Source organism: Acidobacteriota bacterium, assembly GCA_026707545.1.
GTDB lineage: Bacteria > Acidobacteriota > Thermoanaerobaculia > Multivoradales > Multivoraceae > Multivorans.
Window position 1 is genome coordinate 136,511 of sequence record JAPOWR010000001.1, and the last position, 22,269, is coordinate 158,779.

Sequence of the window (22,269 nt, forward strand, 5' to 3'; positions counted from 1 at the left end):
CGAATGCCCGAGCTTCCCGACGTCGAGGTCTACTGCGAAGCGATCGAGCAACGGGTCGCGGGCCGCGAACTCGTCCGTGTCCGTCTGCGGAGTCCGTTCCTGCTCCGTTCCGTACGCCCGCCGCTTTCCGATGCGGAGGGGCGGACGGTCGTCTCCGTCCGTCGGGTCGGCAAGCGCGTCGTCTTCGCGCTGGAGGGGGAGCTGTTCCTCGCCGTCCACCTGATGATCGCCGGCCGGTTCCGCTGGGCAGGACCGTCGGCGAAGGTGCCGGGCCGCGTGGGACTGGCCGCGTTCGACTTCGGCTACGGCACACTGCTGCTCACCGAGGCGGGGAGCAAGCGCAGGGCCGCGCTGCACCTGGTCGCGGGTGAAGACGGCCTGGCTGCCCTGGACCGCGGCGGGCTGGAAGTGTTGCGCGCCGGTCCGGAGGCGTTCAGGGAGCGGCTCAAGGCCGAGAACCACACACTGAAGCGGGCGCTCATCGACCCAAGGTTGTTCAGCGGTATCGGCAACGCGTACTCGGACGAGATCCTGCATCGCGCGCGCCTGTCGCCGATGCGTTGGACCACGCGGCTCAACGACGAGCAGGTCGACCGGCTGCATCGGTCCGCCGTCGACGTGCTGACGGAGTGGATGGATCGCCTCAGGGCCCAGGCCGGGGGGCGGTTTCCCGCCAAGGTCACCGCCTTCCACCCGGAGATGGCTGTCCATGGCCGCTACCGCGAACCATGCCCGCGTTGCGATGCGCCGGTCCAGCGCATCGTCTACGCCGAGAACGAGTGCAACTACTGCGCGCGCTGCCAGACCGGCGGCCGGCTGCTCGCCGACCGGGCGCTCTCGCGCCTGCTGAAGAAGGACTGGCCGAAGACAGTCGGGGAACTGGAGGAGCGCCTGGGCGGGAGCGCCGGGGAGCCGGCCGGCTGATGGGCGTAGCGCCCGAGATGTCGGGTCTGACCGACTGTCACGCCCACCTGTGCGACGGCTCGTTCGCGGGCGACCTGGGCGACGTGCTGTCGCGAGCCCGCGACGCAGGCGTCGGGGCTGTGGTCGCCGTCGGCGAGACGCGCGCGGACGCGGAGCGGAATCTCGAACTGGCGGAGGCGTATCCCGGCATCGTGCGGCCGACGGCCGGCCTCTATCCGGCCCATCTCGACCAGGCGGAAGCGGAACAGGTCGCCGGACTGATTCGCCTGGAGCGTCCTCGTCTGGCCGGAATAGGCGAGGTCGGCCTGGACCGCTGGAAGGTGCGCGACGAGCGCGACCTCGCGGTGCAGCGCGAGATCTTCGCGTCGTTCATCGACCTCTCCGTCGAACTCGATCTGCCGCTCAACGTCCACTCGCGCTCCGCCGGCCACTACGCGATCGACCTCCTGCGGAAGCGGGGCGCGAAGCGCGTGCAACTCCACGCCTTCGACGGCCGGGCGGCCCGGGCCGAACCGGCGGTCGAGGCGGGCTACTTCTTTTCCGTGCCGCCATCCGTCGTCCGTTCGCCGCAGAAACAGAAACTCGTGCGGCGTTTGCCGCTCTCGTGTCTGCTGCTCGAGACGGACAGCCCGGTGCTCGGGCCGGTGCGCGACCAGCGCAACGAACCGGCGAACGTCGTGGTCTCTCTCAAGGCGATCGCGGAGCTCAAGGGCCTTGAGGAAGAAGCGGTGGCGGCCGCGGTCAGGGAGAACACACGACGGCTCTACCGCCCGTAGAGGAACCTAGGAGGCCGCGCCGCAGAACACAACGGAGTCAGTTCTTCGGCGCGGTCTCCTAGGGAGGTGGGGGCTGGGGCCAAACACGGAGCCTGCGACGGGTTTGGCGGCGCTAGCGGACGGTCTGAATCGTCCCGGCGGGCCCCAGCAGGAGCGCAGGGTCGACCCGGGCGCCCTGCCAGCGGATGCCGAAGTGCAAGTGGGGGCCGGTGGATCGTCCGGTCGAGCCGACGCTGCCGAGCCGGCTTCCGCGCGTCACTTCCTCGCCCTGTTCGACGAATACCTCGTGGAGGTGGAAGTACATGCTGATCAGCCCGTTGCCGTGATCGAGAAAGACGGCGTTGCCGGAGAAGAAGAACTCCCCGGTCAGGGCGACGACGGCGTCGCCCACGGCAAGCACCGGCGTCCCCCGGGGCACCGCATAGTCGGCGCCGGTGTGCGGCGAGCGCGGTTCGCCGTTGATGATGCGCTTGGCGCCGAAGCGGCCGCCGGCGGGCATGTCCTCGAGCGGCGGTCCCAGGGGCAGGGAGAAGCGCGGCTTGCCCTGGCGTGTCCAGAGCTTGCCGATCAGGGCGTTCTCGCGCTGCACCCGGGCCAGGTTCTCCGGCGAGAGATCGACGCGGCTCTGGTCCTTGATCTCGAGTCTCTGTACCGAGTAGGGGTACTCGCCGAGACCGATCCGTAGCCGCTCGCGTTGGCCGTCCCGATCGCGCTGGGCCACGATGTCGGCAGTTCGGGTGAGGCCGACAGGCACCAGGCAGCCCGGTTCCCCATCGAGGTTCGTCGGCGCAAACTCACGGCCGCCGAGCAGGCACCGTTCGATTCCGGCGCCCTGCCAGTGGACGAGGCTGCCCGGCGACGCGGTCTGGGCTGGCGCCGGCGCGGCGACGGCCACGAGCATCGCGGTAACCGAGCAGATGCCGACCAGCGAACGGAAAGAGATCATGCGCCGAACTATAGACGATCGCGTATAAACGACGCGGGCGTTCGCGCGAAAAGCGGTACGCTTTCGTTCTGCCGGGCGCGGTCCGTCCGGAGTGGAAGGGAGCCCCTGTGAGTCTCAGAGCGACGTACCTGGAGAGTGACGGACTGGAGCTGGCGCGCCTGCTTCGCGGAGGCGAGCTGGCGCCGGCCGAGGCGGTCGAGTGCGCGGCCGCGATCGCTTCCGAGTTGAACGGCGACCTGAATGCGATCGTGTACTCGGACTTCGATCGTGCCGCGGCGGCGGCTCCGGATGCCGTGGCGGCCGGCGGGCCGTTCGCCGGCGTTCCCTACCTGCTCAAGGATCTCTACGCCGCCGCCGACGGTTTGCCGATGACGAACGGCAGCCGCCTGTTCGCCGGCAACGTGCCGGACCACGACTCCGAGATGGTCCGCCGCTACCGGCAGGCGGGCCTCCTGATCGCGGGCCGCAGCGCCTCGCCGGAGTTCGGACTCACGACCAGCACCGAGTCGGCGATCTTTGGTCAGACCCGCAATCCCTGGAACCTGGAGCACATCGCGGGTGGCTCGTCGGGCGGCGCCGCCGCCGCGGTTGCGGCGGGAATCGTGCCGGCCGCTCACGCCAGCGACGGTGGCGGTTCGATCCGGATCCCGGCGTCGTGCTGCGGGCTGTTCGGCCTCAAGCCGAGCCGCGCCCGGGTGTCGCTGGCTCCGGATGCCGGAGAGGGTTGGGCCGGTCTCTCGGTCCAGCATTGCGTGAGCCGGACGGTGCGCGACAGCGCCGCGCTCCTCGACGCGGTCGCCGGTCCGGTCGCGGGCGATCCCTACGCGGCGCCGGTGCCCGAGGGTCCGTTTCTGGAGGAAGTCGGCAGGGAGCCTGGGCGGCTGCGGATTGCCCTGACCGCTCGGGCCTTCAACGGCTCGGAGGTTCATCCGTCGTGCGTCACCGCGGCCGAGGAGGCGGCGCGCCTCTGCCTGGAACTGGGGCACGACGTCCAGGAGGCCGCACCGGACATCGACGCCGCGGCCCTGGGCAACGCAACCCGGCTGATTGTGGGGGCCAACATCCGCGCCACGGTGGCGGAACGGTCCGAGATGCTCGGCCGGAAGGCGCGGGAAGAGGAACTGGAGCCGTTGACCTGGGCCATGGCCGCTGTCGGTGAGGAGCACGATTCCGCCGCCTACGTTCGGGCGACGCGGACCGTCCACGCGGTCTGCCGCCAGGTGGCCGCCTTCTTCTCGGGCGGCTACGACGTTCTGCTGTCGCCGACGATGGCGGCGCCGCCGGCCAGGCTGGGCGTCCTGTCGCTGTCGAATCGAGGCGACGACTACCTGCCCGCGTTGCTTCAGACGATCGGCTTCACCCAACTGATGAACGTGGCGGGCAACCCGGCCGCGTCCGTGCCGCTTGGCTGGACTGAATTGGGCGGCGGTCTGCCGATCGGTGTGCAGCTCGCCGCACCGGTCGGGGGCGAGGGGTTGCTGTTGCGATTGGCCAGTCAGTTGGAACGGTCCCGTCCCTGGACCTCGCGCAAACCGCCGTGTTCGGCCTGGGGCGAGAACTGAGAGCGGCTGCGCTGTCCGTAGCCGTCCTGGCGGCGGCGGTGCCGGTAGCGGCGACCGGCAGTGAGCCGCCGTGGCAGCGACTCGAGTTTCGGGCCAAGAAGTTCTTTCTCTCCGCCGACGCCGCGGTCGAGTTCGACTCCACGGCCCCACTGCCGGCGGATGATCGCTGCGAGGGCCGTCCTTCGTTGCCGGCGTCGGCTGCGCGGATCCGCATCGAGTCTTCGATGTTTGGCCGTCGTTCGCAGTCCTCGTTGTGGTTTGATGCGGAGAGCCTCCAGGCCCATGTCCGGGTGCAGGAGGAACGTGGTAGCCGCAATCGCTACAAGCGCTATACGTTCTGTCAGGGTACCGTGGAGGCGGAGCGGGCGACGCCGAACGACGGGGAGGCCGACCTGCCTGTTGCGTCATGGACGCACCGCTACCCGCTCGTTCACGAGGTGCCGGCGGAACTCACAGCACCCCTGTCCGAGCCGTCGGCGCTTTTGCACCTGGTGGCACGCCTGGCGGCTCCTCAGGCCGAAGGCGGAGCGGCGAGCCGGACCGTCCCGGTGTTCTCCAACAGCCAGGTTCTGGCGGTCCGGATCGACCGACATCCGGAGACGATTCCGGCGATGCCCGGGTTCTCCGTCGCCGGCGGTCCGTCACCGGAGGAACTGACCCTCGCTCGCTTCACCCTGACCCCCCTGGCCATCGGTTCAGATGGACGGGTCGAGGACTTCGAGTTGCTCGGGCTGGAGGGTGAGATCGAGATCCTCGCGGCGAGAGAACTTCAACTGCCAGTGTCGATTAGCGGTAGGCTCCCGCCTGCGGGACGGGTGACCGTACGGTTGCGTCACGTCGAACTCCGCGAGAACCAGTAACCATGCAGAAGAAACCAGGGCGGCGTTCGTGACGGACGGCCCTTCCGACAGCGTCGATCGGGTTCGTGAGGAGTTCGTCCAGCTTTGGGGGGCGCTGGGGACCTTCTGGGGCGTTCCGCCGACGACGGCACGGGTCTTCGGCTGGCTGATGTCGCGCAGCGAACCCGCCGACGCCCAGGAGATCATGGCGGGTCTTGAACTGAGCCGCGGCGCGGTGTCGATGGCATGCCGGGAACTCCGGGAGTGGAAGCTGATCGCGCCTGAACGGGTGGCCGGGTCGCGTCGGGTCGTCTACCGCCCCGAGACCGACCTCGAACGCGTGCTGCGCAACGTCGTTCAGATCCGCAAACGACGCGAATGGGACCCGATCCGTGAGAACATGCGCGACTGGATTCCGGCGCTCGAGGCCGATCGCTCTCCCGAAACGACAGAGTTTCTCGAGCGTCTGCGCGCCATCGACACACTCATGGCGCGCGCGGATGCAATCGCGGAGTTCCTGCTGAAGGGCGGTACGGTGACGGACTTTGGACTGAAGGCGCTGCTGGGAGCCGGAGCGGTCGCCGCCCGGTTGGGCAACCTCGCCCTTTCACGGCTCGACTCGGCCACGCCGCCGGATCGAGTAGGGGACCTCGAGGCGGAGGAACAGGAGAGTTGACGGTGCTCCCCGATCACCGCAGCGGCATCGCCCTCGGCGATGAGGTCCTGGTGAGGCTGCGGGATCTGTGCCTCGACGGCGGTCTGAGCGACCTTGCCTCGACGATCGAGGATCTGGTCGGCTTCGTTCGTGACGACCTGGCGGTGGTCGAGGAGGACCTGGCCGCCCTGCCCTTGGGCGACACGCTCGTGGGGGATGCCGGAGTCGGTCTGGTTCACCTTGGCGGCAAGCGGCTGCGGCCGCTCTGTGTCCTCCTGGCGTCACGGGTCGGAGGGACCTCCGCGCCGGCCGTACATGATCTGGCGGTCGCCGCGGAACTCGTCCACAACGCGACTCTGCTCCACGACGATGTCGTCGACCACGCGGATCGCCGCCGGGGCCGGCCGACGGCGCGCGTCGAACTCGGAAATGCCGCGTCGATCTTCGCCGGCGACTATCTGCTGATCGAGGCGCTGCAGCGTGTCCAGCGAGCGGATGTGCCCGGCGTGATGGACGGTCTGCTCGCGACGATCGCCGAGATGATCCGGGCCGAGTCGCTCCAGTTGGAGAACCGTGGCCGACTCGATACGTCGGAGGAGCTCTACTTCGAGGTGGCCCGCGGCAAGTCCGCTGCTCTGTTCCGTTGGGCTCTGGGCGCCGGCGCGATGACGGGCGGGGCGTCACCTGAGGTCTGCGCCGCTCTCGAGGCCTACGGCGAGTCGGTCGGTGTGGCCTTCCAGTTGATCGACGACCTGCTTGATCTCGTGGGTCACCACAGCAACACCGGCAAAACGCTGTTCAGTGATCTGTCCGAAGGCAAGGTCACCTATCCTTTGATCACGGTACTCGAACGGGAGCCGGAACTGGTCGACACGATCCGCGCCATCGCCGACGATCACGGGGCGGGACCCCAGATCGGCGGATCCGGTTTCGGGCACGCGCAGACGAACGGCGACGGACCGGTCAACGGCGGTCCGACCAACGGCGACGGTGGCGCCGGAAGCGAGCTCTCGAGTCGGCAGGCGCGGGTGCTGAAGGCAATGGCCCGCCACGGCGTCGAGGGAATCTGCCGGGGCCTCGCTGCGACCCACGTCGATCAGGGAGTCGCGGCGCTTGCCGGAATCCCTGATGGGGAGGCCCGGCGGGCGCTGACGGCCGTGGCGTACGCGAGTGCGCTGCGGGAGCGGTAGGCGCTTCGCTGGGAAGATCCCGGAATGGTCCTGACCGAGGCAGAAAGAGTGCGTGGCGACGGCTCGGGCGCGATGTTCGATCGCATCGCTGCCCGCTATGACCTTCTGAACCGTCTCATCTCGCTGGGCTGGGACCGGCGCTGGCGGCGCATCGCGGCCGAAGCAGTGGCGCTGGACGGTGGGACTCGCCGGCCGCCCCGGGTGCTCGACGTTGCTTCCGGTACCGGAGATCTCGCGATCGAGATCGCCCGCCGGTACCCCGGCGCTGCCATTCACGGAATCGACGCGTCCCGCGGGATGACCGAGATCGGCCGCCGCAAGGTCGACCAGGCGGGGTTCGGGGATCGCATCACACTGGATGCGGGCGACGCCCTGGAGCTTCCCTTTGCCGACCACTCCTTCGACGCCGTGACCATCGCGTTCGGCATCCGGAACATTCCGGACCGGAGCCGCGCCTTGCGGGAGATGGCGCGCGTGACGCGGCCGGGAGGACGGGTGGCCATTCTCGAAGCGGGCGAGCCTTCCGCCGGCCTGACGGGGGCGCTGGCCCGCTTCCACATTCACGTGATCGTGCCGTTCGTCGGTGGGCTCCTGGCCGGCGCCGAGGAGTACCGCTACCTGGAGCGGTCGATTCGAGCCTTCCCTCCGGTCCCCGAGTTCGTTTGCACGATGGCGGCCGCCGGCCTCGAAGAGGTCGAGACGCGGAGCTTGACCTTCGGCGTCTGCAGTCTGTTTCTTGGCCGTCCGGCGGCGGCTTCGCCCCTGGGGGCGGACACGTGACGTCGCCCGCGACCGGGGCGCGGCTGGTTCCGCGGCCGCGAGTGCCTGGGGCCTCGCTACGGGCGGTGCGCGTCGATGCGCCGCGCGCCGCGCCCGAGGTGTTCTTGCAGTTGGCGGCACGGAGCTTCCGGGACTGCGAGCCCGTAGGTCATCTCTGGTCTCCGGCTGAGGGAATGCAGTGCGCCGGCTGGGGCGCGTCGCGTCGCTTCGAAGGCGCGATCGATCCTCTGGCGGAGGAGGCGTCCGGGTTGTGGAACGAACTGGCGGATGTCGATCCGCTCGCTCTTCGCCTCTATGGCGGCTTCGCCTTCGATCCGGGAGCCGATGGGCGGCGGAGCGCGAACGGTTCAGCCTGGGGCGACTTCGGCGCCGGCAGCTTCGTGCTGCCCCGAGTCGGCTATGTGGCGGAGGCGGAATCCGCGTACGTCTACGCGGTTCTGGACGGGACGGAGTTCGCGGCCATGCCCTCGTGGCGGCAACGGCTGCTCCGCCTCGCCGATGAACTCGACGCAGGGAATCAGCCCGCGAGCGGGGCCAACGGGAGCGTGGGAGCCGCGGGTGCCGGCGACGCCGCTCCGGACCTGCCGGCTCTACCCGAGATTCTGCGGAGCTTCGATCTGCCGGCGACCGAAGAGTGGATTCGGCGGGTCGAGGAGCTCCGCGGCGAAGTCAGCGACGGACGGCTGCAAAAGGTCGTGGCGGCTCGCATGGTGGAACTCGACCTCGGCCGGCCGTTCGGGATCCGTGATCTGGGGCGCATCGTGGAGCGTCTGCGGAGGCACATGCCTACGTGCACCTGTTTCTCGTTCCTGCGCGGGGGATCGATCTTCTTCGGCGCCACGCCGGAGCTCCTGGTCCGGCGACGCGGCCGGCGGATCGAGACGCTGGCCCTGGCGGGCTCGATCGCCAGCGACCCGTCTCCGGAGAAGCGCCGGGAGTTGAAACGGCGCCTGCTTGCAAGCGCGAAAGACCGGCTCGAGCACGACCTCGTGGTCCGCTACCTCGTCGAGCGGCTCGACCGGAGTTGCGGCGCCGCGGCCCCGCGGTCACTGCCGGGAGTGCGGGTCCTGAGGAACGTCCTCCACCTGGAGACGCCGATACGGGCCACGCTGGCGGAAGCAGCCGAACCCCCCCATGTGCTGCGGCTCGTGAGCGCTCTCCATCCGACTCCAGCCGTGGCCGGTCGTCCGACTGCCGGTGCCCTGGAGGCGATCCGCCGCTCCGAGGAGCGGGATCGGGGTTGGTACGCGGGGCCCGTGGGCTGGTTCGACGGTCGCGGCGACGGCGAGTTCTCGGTGGCGCTCCGCTCCTGTCTGGCGACCGGGCGAAAGGGGCTCCTCTACTCGGGCGCCGGCATCGTCGCGGACTCGGATCCGGACCGCGAACTGATCGAGACGAACCTCAAGCTCGACGCGATCCTGGGGGCATGGGACTGAGGCCCGGCGCGGCCGAGGTGCAGTTCCAGCGAGCGCGCCTTCTCGTCGGCGCTCTGGTTCAAGCGGGCGTCCGGCAGGTCGTCACCAGTCCCGGTTCGCGTTCGACGCCGCTTGTGCTGGCGGCGCTGGACCTGGCCGCCAGCACCGGCCGGACCGGCGGTCTCGAACTGAGAAGCGTTCTCGATGAGCGTGCGGCCGCCTTCTACGCGCTCGGGCAGGCCCGGGCCACAGGCATGCCGAGCGCCCTGATCTGTACTTCGGGTTCGGCGCCTGGCCACTACCTGCCCGCGATTCTGGAGGCGAAGGAGGCAGGGCTGCCGCTGATCGTCCTGACCGCCGACCGGCCGGTCGAACTGCTGGACTGTGGAGCGCAGCAGACAACCGATCAGACCAAGCTGTTCGGTTCGGCCGTCAGCGACTTCGCGGAGATCGACCTGGGCGGCCGGACCGACCGTTTGAGTCTGCGTGCGCTTCGTCGGACGGCCGTGCAGGCCGTGTTCCGCTCGCGCTGGCCTCAGGGGGGCGCTGTGCATCTCAACGTGCGGGCAAGAAAGCCCCTGGAGCGGCCGGAGGCCGGCGAGTGCGGCACGGTTACGGCCGCGGTGGACGAGTTGCTCGCGGAGCCGGTCGACGTGGGCCGACCGAGCGTCGCGCCTGACGCGGACGTTCTGAGCAGGGCGGTGCAACTCTGCCGTCGGTCGGAGCGTGGACTGATCGTCGCCGGTCCCCTGACCCTGCCGCCGCCGGTGGCTCGTGAAGCCGGCGCCGACGTCTTCGGCCTCGGGGAGCTTGCCCGCCGGACTGGCTTCCCGTTGCTCGCGGAGGCAACCAGCCAGAGCCGCTTCCTGGAAGGGAGCGCTGCCGGCGTGGCCTCCTGTCTTGCCGACTGCCTGGGTGCCGCCTGGGTGGCGAACGATGGGAGCGCGCTGCCGGTTCCGGACCTCATCCTGCAGGTCGGGGCGCCGCCGGTATCTTCCGGGACGCAGCGCCTCCTGGAAACCTGCGGTGCGCCGCAGGTTGTGGTCTCGGATGGAACGTGGACGGATCCGGCTGGACTGGGCTCGGTGTTTCTGCTGGGCGATGTCGGGACCACCGTCGCCAGCCTCTGTTCCGGCCTGAAGTCAAGTTCGCCCGCGGCGGCAGTGGAACCGTGGCGCCGGGAGGTGCTCACCCTCTGCGGTCGCTTTCAGGAAACGGTCGCGAACCTGGTCGCCGAGTCGGGACCAGGAGATTTCCACGACGGTGAAGTGACTCGCCAAACGGTAGCGGCGATGCCGTCGGGTGCGCTCCTGATGTTGGGAAACAGTTTGCCCGTCCGTCTCGTCGAGACTTGGGTAGGGCGACGCGGGCGTCGTCTCTGGGTCGCCAGTCAGCGCGGGCTTGGCGGGATCGACGGTCTCGTTGCGGGTTTCCTGGGATCGCTGTCGACCGGCGAGTTCCCCGCCGGCGTCCTGGTCGTCGGCGATGTCAGTCTCCTGCACGATCTCGACGGCCTGACAGCTGCCACCGAGTACGGGGATGACTCGGCGGCAGTGATCGTCGTGATCGACAACGGGGGCGGACGGATCTTCGAGCGGCTACCCATCGCCTCGACCGAGGCGTTCCAGGGCCCGGAGGGGCGGCACTGGCTCACTCCCCACCATGTCGACTTCTCGGGGCTGGCGCGGGCGTTCGGCCTGCCCTGCGCCCGTGTCGACACGACTCAGGCGCTGCAGCGCGAGCTCGCGGCGGCGATGGGCCGCCGCGGTGTTTCACTCGTGGTCGCCCGGACCGTACCCGGTGCGCTCGCTCAGGGTGAAGAAGCGTTGAGCCGGACGATGGCTTCGTCCCCCGGCCCCTGATGACGACGGCTGTTCTGATCCACGGATTCTCGGGCAGTCCTAAGAGCTGGCGCAGCGTCCGCGCCCGACTCGACGTGGCGAGCTGCGTGCCCGCCGTGTGCGGCCATGGCGGAGGACGCCCGACGGCTCCGACCGTACCTCCCGGCCCCTCCTTCGAGGCGGAAGTGGATCGGTTGGCGTCGGTGATCGGCAAGACAGCACCTGCTCCCCGCTATCTGGCCGGCTACTCCCTGGGCGGGCGTCTGGCGCTGGCCCTGCTCGTGCGCCATCCGCGTCTGTTCGCGGGCGCAACCTTGATCGGTGCCAACCCGGGCATCGGCGACGAGGGCGAACGGGCCGAACGTCGCGAGGCGGACGGGAAGTGGGCACGCCTGATCGAAGAACGAGGTCTGGACGAGTTCGACCGCGAGTGGTCAAGGCTGTCCTTGTTCGGGAGTCAGTCCCGGCTCGAGCCCGGTGTACTTGAGGAGCAGAGGAGGATCCGGTTCGGTCACGGCCGTGTTGTGCTCGCGTCGGCGATGAGGACACTCAGCCTGGGCGCGATGCCGGACTACCGGCCCTTCCTGTCCTCGATCTCTTGCCCGGTCGAGTTGATCGCCGGCAGTCTGGACTCGAAGTTCATCGGTCTGGCGCGCCAGATGGCCGGAGTCCTTCCGGCGGCCACGGTCCGCATCGTCGACGGTGTTGGCCACAATGTTCCCCTGGAGGCGCCGGCGCGATTGGCCGGGCTCCTGAACGCCGCTACGGGGCGAACGCTCCGCGGCCGTTCCGGTGATGGGAGCCGTTGTAGTGTCGCCGATCGAAGGAGGCGCGGGGGATGAGTGGAGAATCGCACCAGGAATGGCGGAGTGGCGGTGACTACACCGATATCCGCTACGAGAAGTCCTATGTCGACGGTGAGCCGGAGGGGATCGCCAAGATCACGATCAACCGGCCGGAGGTGCGCAACGCGTTCCGTCCGCTGACGGTGCAGGAGATGAGCGCGGCGGTGGACGTGGCCCGCGATGACGGTGAGGTAGGCGTCGTCATTCTCACCGGCGAAGGGCCAATGGCGTTCTGTTCGGGAGGCGATCAGCGGATTCGCGGCGATGCCGGCTACGTCGGCGACGACGGTGTGCCTCGTCTGAACGTGCTCGACCTGCAGCGGCAGATCCGCACGTTGCCGAAGCCGGTTGTGGCGATGGTCGCCGGCTACGCAATCGGCGGCGGGCACGTGCTGCACATGATCTGCGACCTGACGATCGCGGCGGAGAACGCGCGTTTCGGTCAGACCGGTCCGCGCGTGGGCAGCTTCGACGGCGGTTACGGCGCCTCCTACATGTCGCGGATCGTGGGCCAGAAGAAGGCGCGGGAGATCTGGTTCCTGTGCCGCCAGTACGATGCGCGTCAGGCGCTGGACATGGGTCTGGTCAACACGGTCGTGCCGCTCGAGCGGCTCGAGGAGGAGACGCTCCAGTGGTGCCGGGAGATGCTGGCGAACAGTCCGATGGCGCTGCGCTGCCTGAAGGCGGCGATGAACGCGGACTGCGACGGTCAGGCGGGTCTCCAGGAGCTGGCCGGGAACGCGACGCTGCTGTTCTACATGACGCAGGAGGGGCAGGAGGGGCGTCAGGCGTTCCTCGAGAAACGCAAGCCCGACTTCTCGAAGTTCCAGCGCTATCCATGACCGGGCGCGGAGGCGTCCGCGCCTGGGTACTGGCGAGCCGGCCGAAGACGCTGTGGGCCGCCGTGACGCCGGTGATGGTCGGGACGGCCTGCGCCATCTCGGTTTCCGGCTTTGCCGCCGGTCCCGCGCTGGCCGCGCTTATCGTTGCGATCTCGATCCAGATCGGCACGAACCTCTCGAACGACGTCCTCGACTTCGACCGCGGCGCGGACACGACGCGGCGGGTCGGACCGCCGCGGGCGGTGCAGTCGGGACTGCTCAGCCGCGGCCAGGTGTGGGCCGGGGCATGGGTCGCGTTCGGGATCAGCGTCGGGTGCGGGCTCTATCTCGTGGCTGTGGCCGGCTGGCCGGTCCTCGTTCTCGGCGCGGTCTCGATCGCGTCCGGCCTGCTCTACACGGCCGGGCCGTGGGCGCTGGCGTACACCGGCCTGGGCGATCTGTTCGTCCTCCTCTTCTTCGGTCTGGCGGCGGTGTGCGGCACGGTGTACGTGCAGGCCCTCCAGGTGCCGGTCGCGGCGTGGTGGTCCGGTCTTGCCGTCGGCGCGCTGGCGACGGCGATCCTGGTCACCAACAACCTTCGAGATCGGGAAGAGGACGCGCTCGCCGGCAAGCGCACGTTGGTCGTTCGCTTCGGACCCGGGTTCGGGCGCTTCGAGTATGCGGTGCTGCTTCTCCTGGCCCACCTCGCGACGCTGCCGCTGGTCCCTGGGCTGGGCCTCTGGCCTCTCCTGTCCTGGCTGGGGCTGCCGTTCGCAGCGGTCGTGCTGCGTTCCGTGTGGCAAGGCGAGGGAGCGGCGCTAAACGCGTCCCTGGCATCGACCGCCCGCCTGCTCCTGGTCTTCGGTGTCCTGCTCTCGGCCGGCATCGTGTTGGGGGCTGCAAGCTGAGCACGGCGCTCTCGGTTGGCGCCGCCGCCCGCGAGATGCCCGAGGGAGTCGCGCTCGTCCACGGCGGGCAGACGCTGACCTGGGCCGAACTGGCGGCGCGGGCGGAGGGGGTCGCTACCAGTGTCCGGCACCGTCTTCGGGCCTCGCCGTACCCTCTCGTAGCGGTCGTTGGGGGCATGGGCGTCGAGACCGTGACGACCATCCTGGCCCTTCTCGAGGACCGGGTGCCGTTCGTTCTGCTGCATCCGCGCTGGAGTCGGGCCGAGAGGAAGCGGGCACTGGCGAAGACCGGCGCGGCGCTGGTGGTCGAAGAGGACGGTGCGCTGACGGCGGCGTCGGGTAGTCCGGGCCGCGGCTGGATCGGCGACGGCGGGGCGGCGTTCGTGTTCACATCCGGCAGCACAGGCCTGCCGCGGGGCGCCGCTCTCAGCCAGGCGGCGCTGGTCGCGTCGTCGAAAGCCCACACGGCCGTGTTCGGATGGAACGAGGAAGATCGCTGGCTGCTCAGCCTCCCGACGGCGCATGTCGGCGGTCTCATGATCGTGGTCCGCTGCCTCCTGGCTCGTCGATCGATCGTTCTCGGTAGCCGACACGCGAGCGGGACATTCGACGCGGAACGAGTGCTGCGGGTGATCGAGCGCCACCGGGTGACTCTTCTCTCCGTGGTGCCGACGATGCTCGGGCGCCTGCTCGACGGGGCTGGCGAGGATCCGCCGCCGACGTTGCGGGCGGTGCTCGTGGGTGGGGCGGCCGCGTTCCCCGCTCTGATCGCGCGCGCTCGGGGCCGAGGATGGCCGGTGTTTGCCACATACGGCCTCACGGAGGCCTGTTCCCAGGTCGCCACCGAGCGTCCGGGAGCCGCCGAGCACGTTGTCGCCGGAAAGGGCGCCGTCTCGGAAGCGGGCGACTCGCGTTCGGGTAGCGGCGTCGGACCGCCGCTGCCTGGCGTCGAGGTGCGCATCGAATCGCGAAAGACGGCCGGAGAAGCCGGCACGCCGGTACGCGGCTCGATTCTGGTGCGCGGCGCGATTCTCTTCGAGGGCTACGTCGGTTCCGAACCGGGCGCGCCGCTCGAGCGGCCGTTCGACGCGGACGGCTGGTTCGATACGGGCGACCTGGGGAACCTGGACGCCTCGGGCCAACTCCACATCCTGGGTCGCCGGTCGGACCGCATCCTGACTGGCGGAGAGAACGTCGACCCCAGCGAGGTCGAAGCCGCCGTGCTCGAGTGGCCGGGCGCTGTGGCGGCCTGCGTCGTCGGCGTGGACGACGACGAGTGGGGGGAGCGGGTAGGAGCAGTTGTCGTCGGTTCGCGCGCCTTCGAGGCCGAACGCGGACTCGCGGGCCTCGAGCGGCATCTTCGCGAGCGGCTGGCGGGCTTCAAGCGGCCGCGGCGTTGGAGAGTGGTGGATCATCTGCCGGTGGCACCCTCGGGGAAGGTCGACCGGCAGGCGTGCCGCGGTCTGCTGATCGATTCGGAGAGACCAGGTTCGCCGGAGGCGCGGCGATGAGCGTTCGCCGGGTGGTTGAGGATTTTCGGCGGCGGCTCGACCTCGGACGCCGGCTGGCTGCCTTCGAGCCCAACCGCTACCGGGGCAACGACAGTGGAACGCCGACTCTCCATCTCGACGACTTCACGGGGATTCCGTTTCTCGACGGCATCACGGGAGTCGAGTGCTACCAGCACCGGGCGAGATTGCGCGCGGTGGAAGGTGACTACCTCGCCGCCTCGACCCCGGCTTCTGGCGGCTACGAGCGGTACTGCCGCGAAGTCCTGGGGCTCGGCGCGGCGGAGCTGCTGGAGGTCGACCCCGGCCGCGACCGGCTCGCGGTCGCGCGCGCGTGCATGACCGGAGCGTACCGGTCTCGTCTGGCCGCCGTGGCGGCCGCGAGCGGGGGATTGGTGATCGAGCCCTTCATGGGCATCGAGGCGATCTGGGACCTCGCCGCGACGGTCGCTGCCGACTCCGGCGAGGAAGTGCAGGTGCTGGCGCCGCCGCCGCCGGTTACCTGGATCGCCAACGACAAGGCGATCTTCGAGGATCTGGTGACGGCGGCCCTGGGGCCCGGCTTCCTCCCCGCCAGCCGTCGCTCGGCGTCGGCCGAGGGTCTGGCCCGCGGTTTGCTCGAACTGGCCGAGGCGAGTCCGGCGGTGGCCCTGAAGCGCCTTCGCTGCGCGTCGGCCATGGGCAACGAGGTGTTCGAGTCGCCGGCTCTGCGCCGCAAGGGGCTCGCCGGAGTGCTCGACATCGTTCGCGGTTTCCTCGAGCGCACCGGCTGGGACGGCAGCGAGGAGGTGCTTGCGGTCGCCTGGGAGGAGTCCTCATCGTCGCCCTCGACGCAGTGGTGGCTGTCGCCCCCGGGGGGCGACGGTCCGCGTCTCGACGGCGTCTACGAGCAGATCCTGGCGGGTGAGGAGGGTGTGTTCGTGGGCAGCCGGCCGAGCGGGCTGCCCAAGGATGTGGAGCAGGCGATCGTCTCGCAGGCCGGCTGCGTGGCGGCCGCTCTGCACAGTCTGGGCTATGTCGGCCGCTGCTCGTTCGACCACCTTGTGCTCCCATCGGGCCGGGTCGTGTTCACCGAGTGCAACGGCCGCTGGGGCGGCACGAGCACGCCGATGCACCTGGTCGACCGGCTCTATCCCGGGGGTCGGCCTCCCTACCAGGCGCAGGGTTTCGTCCACGCCGGGCTGACGGGCCTGACCTTCGAGGAACTCCGGGTGAGATTGGGTTCATCGCTGCAGGACCGCGGCGTCGACGCAGGGCGCTTCGTGCTCTACAACGTCGGGCCGCTCATGGAGTTCGGCAAGTTCGACGTGATCGCGATCGGTTCGGACCGCGAGCACGTCGACCAGTTGATGACCGAAGAGCTACCTGGGCGACTCGGACTGCTCTGATTCCGCGCGGTCGCGGAGGCTGCGATCCAGAGCTTCGCTCATCTGGCGGAGGCGCTCCGCCTCGACGGCGGAAAGGAGGCCGCCGCTTTCACAGGCGCCGATCGTCAACGTCATCTCGTGCAGGCGGTCGAGCGCTTCATCCGGCGCCGCCCGCTTCGCGGCCGGCGCGTGGGCAGCTGCGAAGAGCAGCGTCGACAGGGTCAGAGCAAGCCGGCGCAGGCGCTGGCGCGAGGGTGCCTGCACCTCCTCCTGTTGCGCCGTTGCGTCATAGACGTCGGCGAGCAGGACCCGCGAGATCGCGTACGCATCCTTCATCTCGGTCGCCTTCCTCCCGTGCCTCCCGGAGTTCTCCGGTACCTTCACTAGGTACAACGCATCGGTGCCCCGATTGGTTTCCGGAGCGACCCTCCGATCTGCGTTACAGCGGGTCGGCCACTCTCTTCTGTGCGACTCGCCGATCTTCCAGACGGACCGCGGTGAGCCTGCCGCCCCAGACGCATCCACTGTCGAGAGCGATCAGATCCGGCCGGAGCCGCATGCCAAGCGCGGCCCAGTGACCGGTAATCGCCGTGTGGCCGGGGCAGCCTCGCGGCTCGACCTCGAACCACGGGCTGAGGCCCGCTGGCGCCGCTTCGGGCGCGCCGTTGTGGTCGTGGAATCCGGCGTCCGGATCAAGCATCCGCATTCGAGTGAATGCGGCCAGAGCTTCGTCGTCGCGGCTGTGCAGCAGGCGTTTCGGATCAGGACCCCGAAGTTGCCGTTCCAGCCGCTGCGCCGCCATGGTGGCGTCCCGCCGTGACCAACCGGGGAGTAGTCCGGCGTGAACGAGCACGAAGGCGTCATCGCCAGTGCCGCCGAAGTGGATGAACGGTCGTCGTCGCAGCCACTCGACGAGATCGGGACCGTCGGCGGCCTGCAGAACGTCGTCCAGGGTGTCGCCTGGCCTCGCGCTGGCGAGACCCCGATGCCGCGCGATCAGGTGGAGGTCGTGATTTCCCAGGACGACCCGAAACCGGTCGCCCATTTCCTCTTCCAGCGCCCTGGCCCACCGGAGCACGCTGAGCGAACTCGGACCGCGGTTCACGAGATCGCCCACCATCCAGAGGCGGTCCCGGGTGACGTCGGGATCGATCCGCTCGATCAGCGCCTCAAGAGTGCGGAAGCAACCGTGAACGTCGCCGATCGCCCAGGTTGCCATCGGGGAGGTCTCCCTCCGCGATTCGTCAGTCGACGATCGCCTGGTAGGTCAGCGTCTGGAGATCCTGGCGGATGTTGAGGTGCGTGTAGGGGCGGACCTGGGTCATCAGGATGCCGATCAACTCTTCTACCGGATCGACCCAGAAGACGGTGCAGTAGGCGCCGCCCCAGGAGTAGGACCCAACCGAGGCCGGCATCGCCGAAGCGCCCTTGTCCGTCACCACGCTGTAGCCGAGGCCGAAGCCGTAGCCGGGACCCCGCAGCCAGAGGCCGTGGTCGCCGGTGTGGTTCGACGTCATCAGCTCGACCGTCTTGCGGCCGAGGATGCGCGCGCCGTCCAGTTCGCCGCCGTTCAGCATCATCTGGTGGAAGCGGTAGTAGTCGGCCGCGGTGGAGACGAGGCCGCCGGAGCCGCTGAAGTACCTGTGGGGCTCCCGCACGTGCCGGGCATTGGTGTCCGGCGACTCGGTGAGGACGATCCTGCCGTCCTCGCCGGGCCGGTAGAGCGCGGCGAAGCGGCCGACCTTCGACTCGGGCAGGTAGAAGTACGTGTCGACCATGCCCAGCGGATCGAAGATGCGCTCCTTCAGGTACTCGTCCAGGGTCTGGCCGGACAGGACCTCGACCATCCGCCCGACCACGTCAACGGACGGGCCGTACTGCCAGGCGTCGCCGGGATGGAACTCGAGCGGCAGCTCGGCGAGGGCGGTGACGAAGTCGCCGACCGTCCACTCCGGGTCCCGGTTGTTGCGCAGCTTCGCGTACTCGGCGCCGAGCAGCCCCCGATAGTTGTTCGCGAAGCCGGCGGTGTGGGTCAGGATGTGCTGGACGGTGATCGGCCGCGCTGCCTGGACCAGCTTGTAGGGGGCGCCCAGGTACTCGTCGGCGTCGGGCACCGTCGCGACCTGCATCTCGGCGAACTCGGGCAGGTACTTCGCGATCGGATCGCGGAGCTGGAACCGGCCCTCCTCGTGCAGGGTCATCAGCGCCACGGAAGCGATCGGCTTGGTCATCGAGGCGATCCGGAAGATCGTGTCCCGGGTCATCGGGGCGCCATCCTCGGGCCAGCGTTCGCCCTGGGCCTCGAAGTGGACGACCTTGCCGCGGCGCGCGACGAGGGTGACCGTACCGGCGACCTGCCCGCGGTCGATGTAGGCGCCGACCGCCTCGGAGAGGCGCTCGAGCCGCTCGCTCGACATGCCGGCGCTCTCCGGCGCGGCGATCGGCAGCGGGGCGGCCGCGTTCTGGTCCGCGGCTGCGGCCGGCGGAGCGGCCAGCGCCGTACCGGCGAGGAGGCTGCCGAGGAGAAACGCGGGGGCGGAGAGCATCAGGACACGGTCACGTTGGTCGAGGTTCATAGGGCGCCTCTCTGAGAGTGTGGGGGTGGTCTTCAGCCTTGGTGATTCAGCGTCTCGCGCGGGGCGTCAGCGTCGTCGTGTGACGTTCGCCGTCGCGCACGTAGACGACCTCGATCGGTTCGTCGATCTTCACGGCGTCGAGGGCGTAGGTGTAGTCGTAGATGTTGGCGATCGTCTGGCCGGCGAACTCGACGATCACGTCGCCGGCCTCAAGACCGGCCTCGGCGGCCGGGCCGCCCTCCATCACGCCGCCCAGCAGCAGGCCTTCCACTTCGCTCGCGTAGTCGGGGATGGTGCCGGTGTAGGCGCGCACTGTGTCGCGGCTGCCGCCCTGCTGAAGGGTCCGCTCGACCTTGGCGAACTCGAGCGGCTCGGCCTGGTTCGCGGCGCGGCGCGTCAACAGGGCGGCGAAGCGGGCCACGCGCTCCAGGTCGTCGTAGTTGATCAGGTCCGCCGTGTCGGTCGGTCGGTGGTAGTCCTCGTGGGAGCCGCTGAACAGGTTGACGGTCGGAACGCCGGCGCCGTTGAAGCTCGAGGTGTCGGTCGGCAGGTACGGATCGGTCTGCATGCCGAGGTCGAAGCCCACCGGAACGTTGGCGGCTTCGACCAGCCCCGTCCAGTCGGGACTCGAACCGACCGCCTGGACGGTCAGGCGGTTGTCGCGGACGCGGCCGACCATGTCCAGGTTGACGTAGGCCGCGATCTGGTCGGTCGGAATCACGGCATCGTCGACGAAGTCCGCCGAGCCCAGCAACCCCAGTTCCTCGCCCGACCAGAAGGCGAGCGCGACGTTCCGGTCGTGGCCCAGCGCGCGCAACTGGCGCGCGGCTTCGAGCACCGCCGCCGTGCCGGAGGCGTTGTCGTCGGCGCCGAGGTGAATGGCGTTCTTCTCGTCCGGCCGAGCCAGCGAGTTGCCGCCGCGCCCCTGGCCGAGGTGGTCGTAGTGGGCGCCCACGACGACCCACGGTTTGGCGAGGCTTTCCGCCTTGCCGCCGGGCAGGACGGCGACGACGTTGCGGGCCGTGCTGCGCTCCCGCTCGATCGCCGTCTTCAGGGTGACACGGACGCCCGGAAGGTCGAAGCCGGCGTTGTGCGGGTTGCCGTCGTCGAAGCTCTGCTGGATCTCTTCCAGATCGCGGCCGGTGCCGGCGAACAACGCGTTCGCGGCATCTTCGCCGATGCTGGCGGCGGCGACGCCGGAGCCGGCCGCAGCGGTGTCGAAGGCCATGGGGATCGTCTCGCCGGCGTTGGGGGACCGCGGCCCGGTCAGGACGAGGAGCCCCACGGCGCCCGCCTCACGCGCCGTCAGTGCCTTGTAGCGGAGTCCCGAGTAGCGGTTGAGGATAGCCCGCGCCTCGCCCTCGAGGTCCTCGGGGACGTAGCGCAGGACGACGGCGATCTTGCCGCTGACGTCGAGCGTGGCGTAGCTGTCGTAGCCGAAGTCCTGGGAGTCCGGCACGCGGATGCCGTAGCCGGCGAACACCGCCTCTCCCTCGATTTCGGTCGCGTCGGAGAAACCGAGCGCCTGGATCTGTGTCTGATCGCTGTACGTGGTGGCGCCGCCCTCGGTTTCGATCTGGATCGTCGAGCCCGTGTCGCGGGCGCCGGAGGTGAACTCGAAGTCGAGCAGCAGGTCGTCCTTGCCGGGCAACGGCTCGGCGCCGAGCGCCGCAAGCTGTTCGGCCAGGTAGGCGGCGGCTCGCTGCTCGCCTTCCGTGCCCGTGAGGCGGCCGCCGAACTCGGGCGAGGCGAGGGTGGTCACGTGGCTTTCGAGCGCGGATCGCGGATCGGCCGGCGGACCGGAGGCGTCGCGGTCCGGCGAGGCCGCGAGGGCCGCGAGCGCGGCCTCGTGGTTCCAGTCGGCGATATAGAGCTGGCCGCCGTCTCCGCCGTGGCGGCTGGAGGTCCAGACGAGCCGGCGGCCGTCCGGCGACGGAACGGGCAGGCCGTCGAAGCGGTCGGTGTAGGTGACCCGCACCGGTTCCTTCGTCCCCTCGGTGTCGACGATGAAGACCTCGAAGTTCTCGAAGCCGAGCTTGTTTGAGGCGAAGAAGATGTACTGCCCTGAGGGGTGCTGGTACGGGGCCCAGCTCATCGCTCCGAAGTCCGTCAACTGCCGCTGGTCCGAGCCGTCCGGATTCATCGACCAGACGTCGGCGATCAGGCCGTCCTCGCTGAAGCGTCGCCAGACGATGCGGGAACCGTCGGCGAAGAAGAACGGACCGCCGTCGTACCCGGGCACGTTGGTGAGCCGGGTCTGTTCGCTGCCGTCCGCGCGCATGACGTAGATCTCGCCGAAGTAGGCGGGATCGACTTCGAGCAGGTTCTTTTCGCGCTCGGAGAGTCTTCGGTTGAAGGCGTCCCGCGTGGAGGCGAAGACGATCCACTCACCGTCCGGAGAGTAGGCGCCTTCGGCGTCGTAGCCCCGCGCGTCGGTCAGGCGCCGCGGCTCGCCGCCGGCCATCGGCACGGTGTAGATGTCCATCTCCGGGTCATAGTCCCAGGCGTAGCGCCGTTCCTGGCCCGAGGCGCGGAAGTCGAGTTCCTGCTGCTGCAACTCGGCCGAACGCGGGTCGTGGTGGGTCGACCCGTACAGGATCTCGGAGCCGTCCGGACGAATGAAGGCGCAGGTCGTCTTGCCGATTCCGGTCGAGACCTCCCGGGTGTCGCCGGTGGCCAGATCGAGCAGGTAGATCTGGTAGAACGGATTCTCGGGCCGCCGCTCGCTCTGGAAGACGAGGAGGCCGCCGTCCGCTGAGAAGTAGCCCTCGCCGGAGCGCTTGCCTTCGTAGATCAGGCGCCGGGTTCGTTCGAGGAACGTGTCTTCGTCGAGGTCGCCGTCCGAGGCCTGCGCCGGCGCGGCGCTGACGGTGAGAGCCGCGGCTACCAGTGCGGCGGTTACGGACTGAGGTCTCGGCACGGTGGATCTCCCTCGCCAGTTCTCGACGGGCCTGCGAGGCCAGGAGATCCCGCCGCGGAACGAAGTCGGGCGAGTCTACTAACGGTGCTCGCACACGCCGGGATCCGTGCCATACTCGGGAGGCCAACTCGCCGGTTCTCCGGGCGCCTCGTGGAGGCAAAGTGACATGACGACCGCGAACGTGACGACCGCCGATCCGCCCCGGACGGACGACTGGGTTGCGTGGCGCGCCCGGATCGACGAGCGCATGCAGCACATGGCGACCAAGGCCGACCTGGCTGATCTCAAGGTGTGGATGCTGAAGACCATGGTTACGACGATGGTCACGACGATGATCGGCTTCGGCGCCTTGATCGTTGCGGCGATCAGGTTGCTGCCGTAAGCCGCCGGGTTGGG

Annotated in this window: 20 protein-coding genes; 15 read left to right on the forward strand and 5 right to left on the reverse strand. The window is 69.5% G+C overall.

The annotated features are described in order from the left end of the window. The first annotated feature begins 3 nt into the window (after positions 1-3). Together OXG83_00495 and OXG83_00500 are read left to right on the forward strand one after the other, a co-directional pair. On the forward strand, positions 4-924 hold the full coding sequence (locus OXG83_00495; GenBank protein MCY3963484.1) for a formamidopyrimidine-DNA glycosylase: 921 nt from the start codon (positions 4-6) through the stop codon (positions 922-924). Continuing rightward, complete coding sequence (locus tag OXG83_00500) at positions 924-1,700, forward strand: TatD family hydrolase (protein ID MCY3963485.1); 777 nt, start codon at positions 924-926, stop codon at positions 1,698-1,700. The genes OXG83_00495 and OXG83_00500 overlap by 1 nt, the downstream gene beginning before the upstream one ends. Before the next feature lie 112 nt (positions 1,701-1,812). Here OXG83_00500 and OXG83_00505 read toward each other — a convergent pair whose 3' ends face one another. Then, positions 1,813-2,646: a M23 family metallopeptidase gene (locus OXG83_00505; protein ID MCY3963486.1), complete on the reverse strand. Its 834-nt coding sequence runs from the start codon at positions 2,644-2,646 to the stop codon at positions 1,813-1,815. A 107-nt stretch (positions 2,647-2,753) separates the two neighbouring features. On the opposite strand from OXG83_00505, the gene OXG83_00510 reads away from it, so the two are divergent. The 12 genes from OXG83_00510 to OXG83_00565 all read left to right on the forward strand — a co-directional run bounded on the left by OXG83_00510 (position 2,754) and on the right by OXG83_00565 (position 16,398). Continuing rightward, on the forward strand, positions 2,754-4,208 hold the full coding sequence (locus tag OXG83_00510) for an amidase (GenBank protein ID MCY3963487.1): 1,455 nt from the start codon (positions 2,754-2,756) through the stop codon (positions 4,206-4,208). After that, positions 4,184-5,068 (forward strand): hypothetical protein, encoded by an 885-nt coding sequence (locus tag OXG83_00515; protein ID MCY3963488.1) that lies wholly within the window; start codon positions 4,184-4,186, stop codon positions 5,066-5,068. The genes OXG83_00510 and OXG83_00515 overlap by 25 nt, the downstream gene beginning before the upstream one ends. A gap of 28 nt (positions 5,069-5,096) precedes the next feature. Further along, positions 5,097-5,723, forward strand: coding sequence for a hypothetical protein (locus OXG83_00520; GenBank protein MCY3963489.1), 627 nt, complete (start codon positions 5,097-5,099; stop codon positions 5,721-5,723). 2 nt (positions 5,724-5,725) lie between these two features. Next, complete coding sequence (locus tag OXG83_00525; protein MCY3963490.1) at positions 5,726-6,892, forward strand: polyprenyl synthetase family protein; 1,167 nt, start codon at positions 5,726-5,728, stop codon at positions 6,890-6,892. A gap of 24 nt (positions 6,893-6,916) precedes the next feature. Next, the gene (locus OXG83_00530; GenBank protein MCY3963491.1) at positions 6,917-7,672 is read left to right on the forward strand and encodes a ubiquinone/menaquinone biosynthesis methyltransferase; all 756 of its coding nucleotides are present in this window, start codon (positions 6,917-6,919) and stop codon (positions 7,670-7,672) included. Positions 7,673-7,845: 173 nt separating this feature from the next. Further along, entirely contained in the window at positions 7,846-9,108 is a 1,263-nt protein-coding gene (locus OXG83_00535; protein ID MCY3963492.1) for an isochorismate synthase, read from the forward strand. Next, positions 9,099-10,949 carry a 2-succinyl-5-enolpyruvyl-6-hydroxy-3-cyclohexene-1-carboxylic-acid synthase gene (menD, locus tag OXG83_00540; protein MCY3963493.1) on the forward strand — a complete coding sequence of 617 codons (1,851 nt, stop codon included), beginning with the start codon at positions 9,099-9,101 and terminating at the stop codon, positions 10,947-10,949. Before OXG83_00535 ends, menD begins: the two co-directional genes overlap by 10 nt. Continuing rightward, positions 10,949-11,770: an alpha/beta fold hydrolase gene (locus OXG83_00545; GenBank protein ID MCY3963494.1), complete on the forward strand. Its 822-nt coding sequence runs from the start codon at positions 10,949-10,951 to the stop codon at positions 11,768-11,770. The genes menD and OXG83_00545 overlap by 1 nt, the downstream gene beginning before the upstream one ends. Next, a complete protein-coding gene (menB, locus tag OXG83_00550; protein MCY3963495.1) occupies positions 11,767-12,615 on the forward strand; it encodes a 1,4-dihydroxy-2-naphthoyl-CoA synthase in 849 nt (282 codons plus the stop codon). The genes OXG83_00545 and menB overlap by 4 nt, the downstream gene beginning before the upstream one ends. Beyond that, a complete protein-coding gene (locus tag OXG83_00555; GenBank protein ID MCY3963496.1) occupies positions 12,612-13,502 on the forward strand; it encodes a 1,4-dihydroxy-2-naphthoate polyprenyltransferase in 891 nt (296 codons plus the stop codon). Before menB ends, OXG83_00555 begins: the two co-directional genes overlap by 4 nt. A 35-nt stretch (positions 13,503-13,537) precedes the next feature. Further along, the gene (locus OXG83_00560; GenBank protein ID MCY3963497.1) at positions 13,538-15,013 is read left to right on the forward strand and encodes a class I adenylate-forming enzyme family protein; all 1,476 of its coding nucleotides are present in this window, start codon (positions 13,538-13,540) and stop codon (positions 15,011-15,013) included. Continuing rightward, a complete protein-coding gene (locus tag OXG83_00565; protein MCY3963498.1) occupies positions 15,010-16,398 on the forward strand; it encodes a hypothetical protein in 1,389 nt (462 codons plus the stop codon). Before OXG83_00560 ends, OXG83_00565 begins: the two co-directional genes overlap by 4 nt. Here the strand turns inward: OXG83_00565 and OXG83_00570 are convergent. From OXG83_00570 to OXG83_00585, 4 genes are all read right to left on the reverse strand, one after another. Then, the gene (locus tag OXG83_00570; protein ID MCY3963499.1) at positions 16,372-16,713 is read right to left on the reverse strand and encodes a hypothetical protein; all 342 of its coding nucleotides are present in this window, start codon (positions 16,711-16,713) and stop codon (positions 16,372-16,374) included. The genes OXG83_00565 and OXG83_00570 overlap by 27 nt on opposite strands. Positions 16,714-16,816: 103 nt before the next feature. Next, the gene (locus OXG83_00575) at positions 16,817-17,596 is read right to left on the reverse strand and encodes a diadenosine tetraphosphatase (GenBank protein MCY3963500.1); all 780 of its coding nucleotides are present in this window, start codon (positions 17,594-17,596) and stop codon (positions 16,817-16,819) included. Between the two features lie 25 nt (positions 17,597-17,621). Beyond that, positions 17,622-18,953, reverse strand: a complete 1,332-nt coding sequence (locus tag OXG83_00580) for a serine hydrolase (GenBank protein MCY3963501.1) — start codon at positions 18,951-18,953, stop codon at positions 17,622-17,624. Positions 18,954-18,999: 46 nt separating this feature from the next. Next, positions 19,000-21,873 (reverse strand): M20/M25/M40 family metallo-hydrolase, encoded by a 2,874-nt coding sequence (locus OXG83_00585; GenBank protein MCY3963502.1) that lies wholly within the window; start codon positions 21,871-21,873, stop codon positions 19,000-19,002. Positions 21,874-22,039: 166 nt separating this feature from the next. Here OXG83_00585 and OXG83_00590 point away from each other — a divergent pair, with 166 nt between their 5' ends. Next, entirely contained in the window at positions 22,040-22,255 is a 216-nt protein-coding gene (locus OXG83_00590; protein MCY3963503.1) for a hypothetical protein, read from the forward strand. Positions 22,256-22,269: the final 14 nt, after the last annotated feature.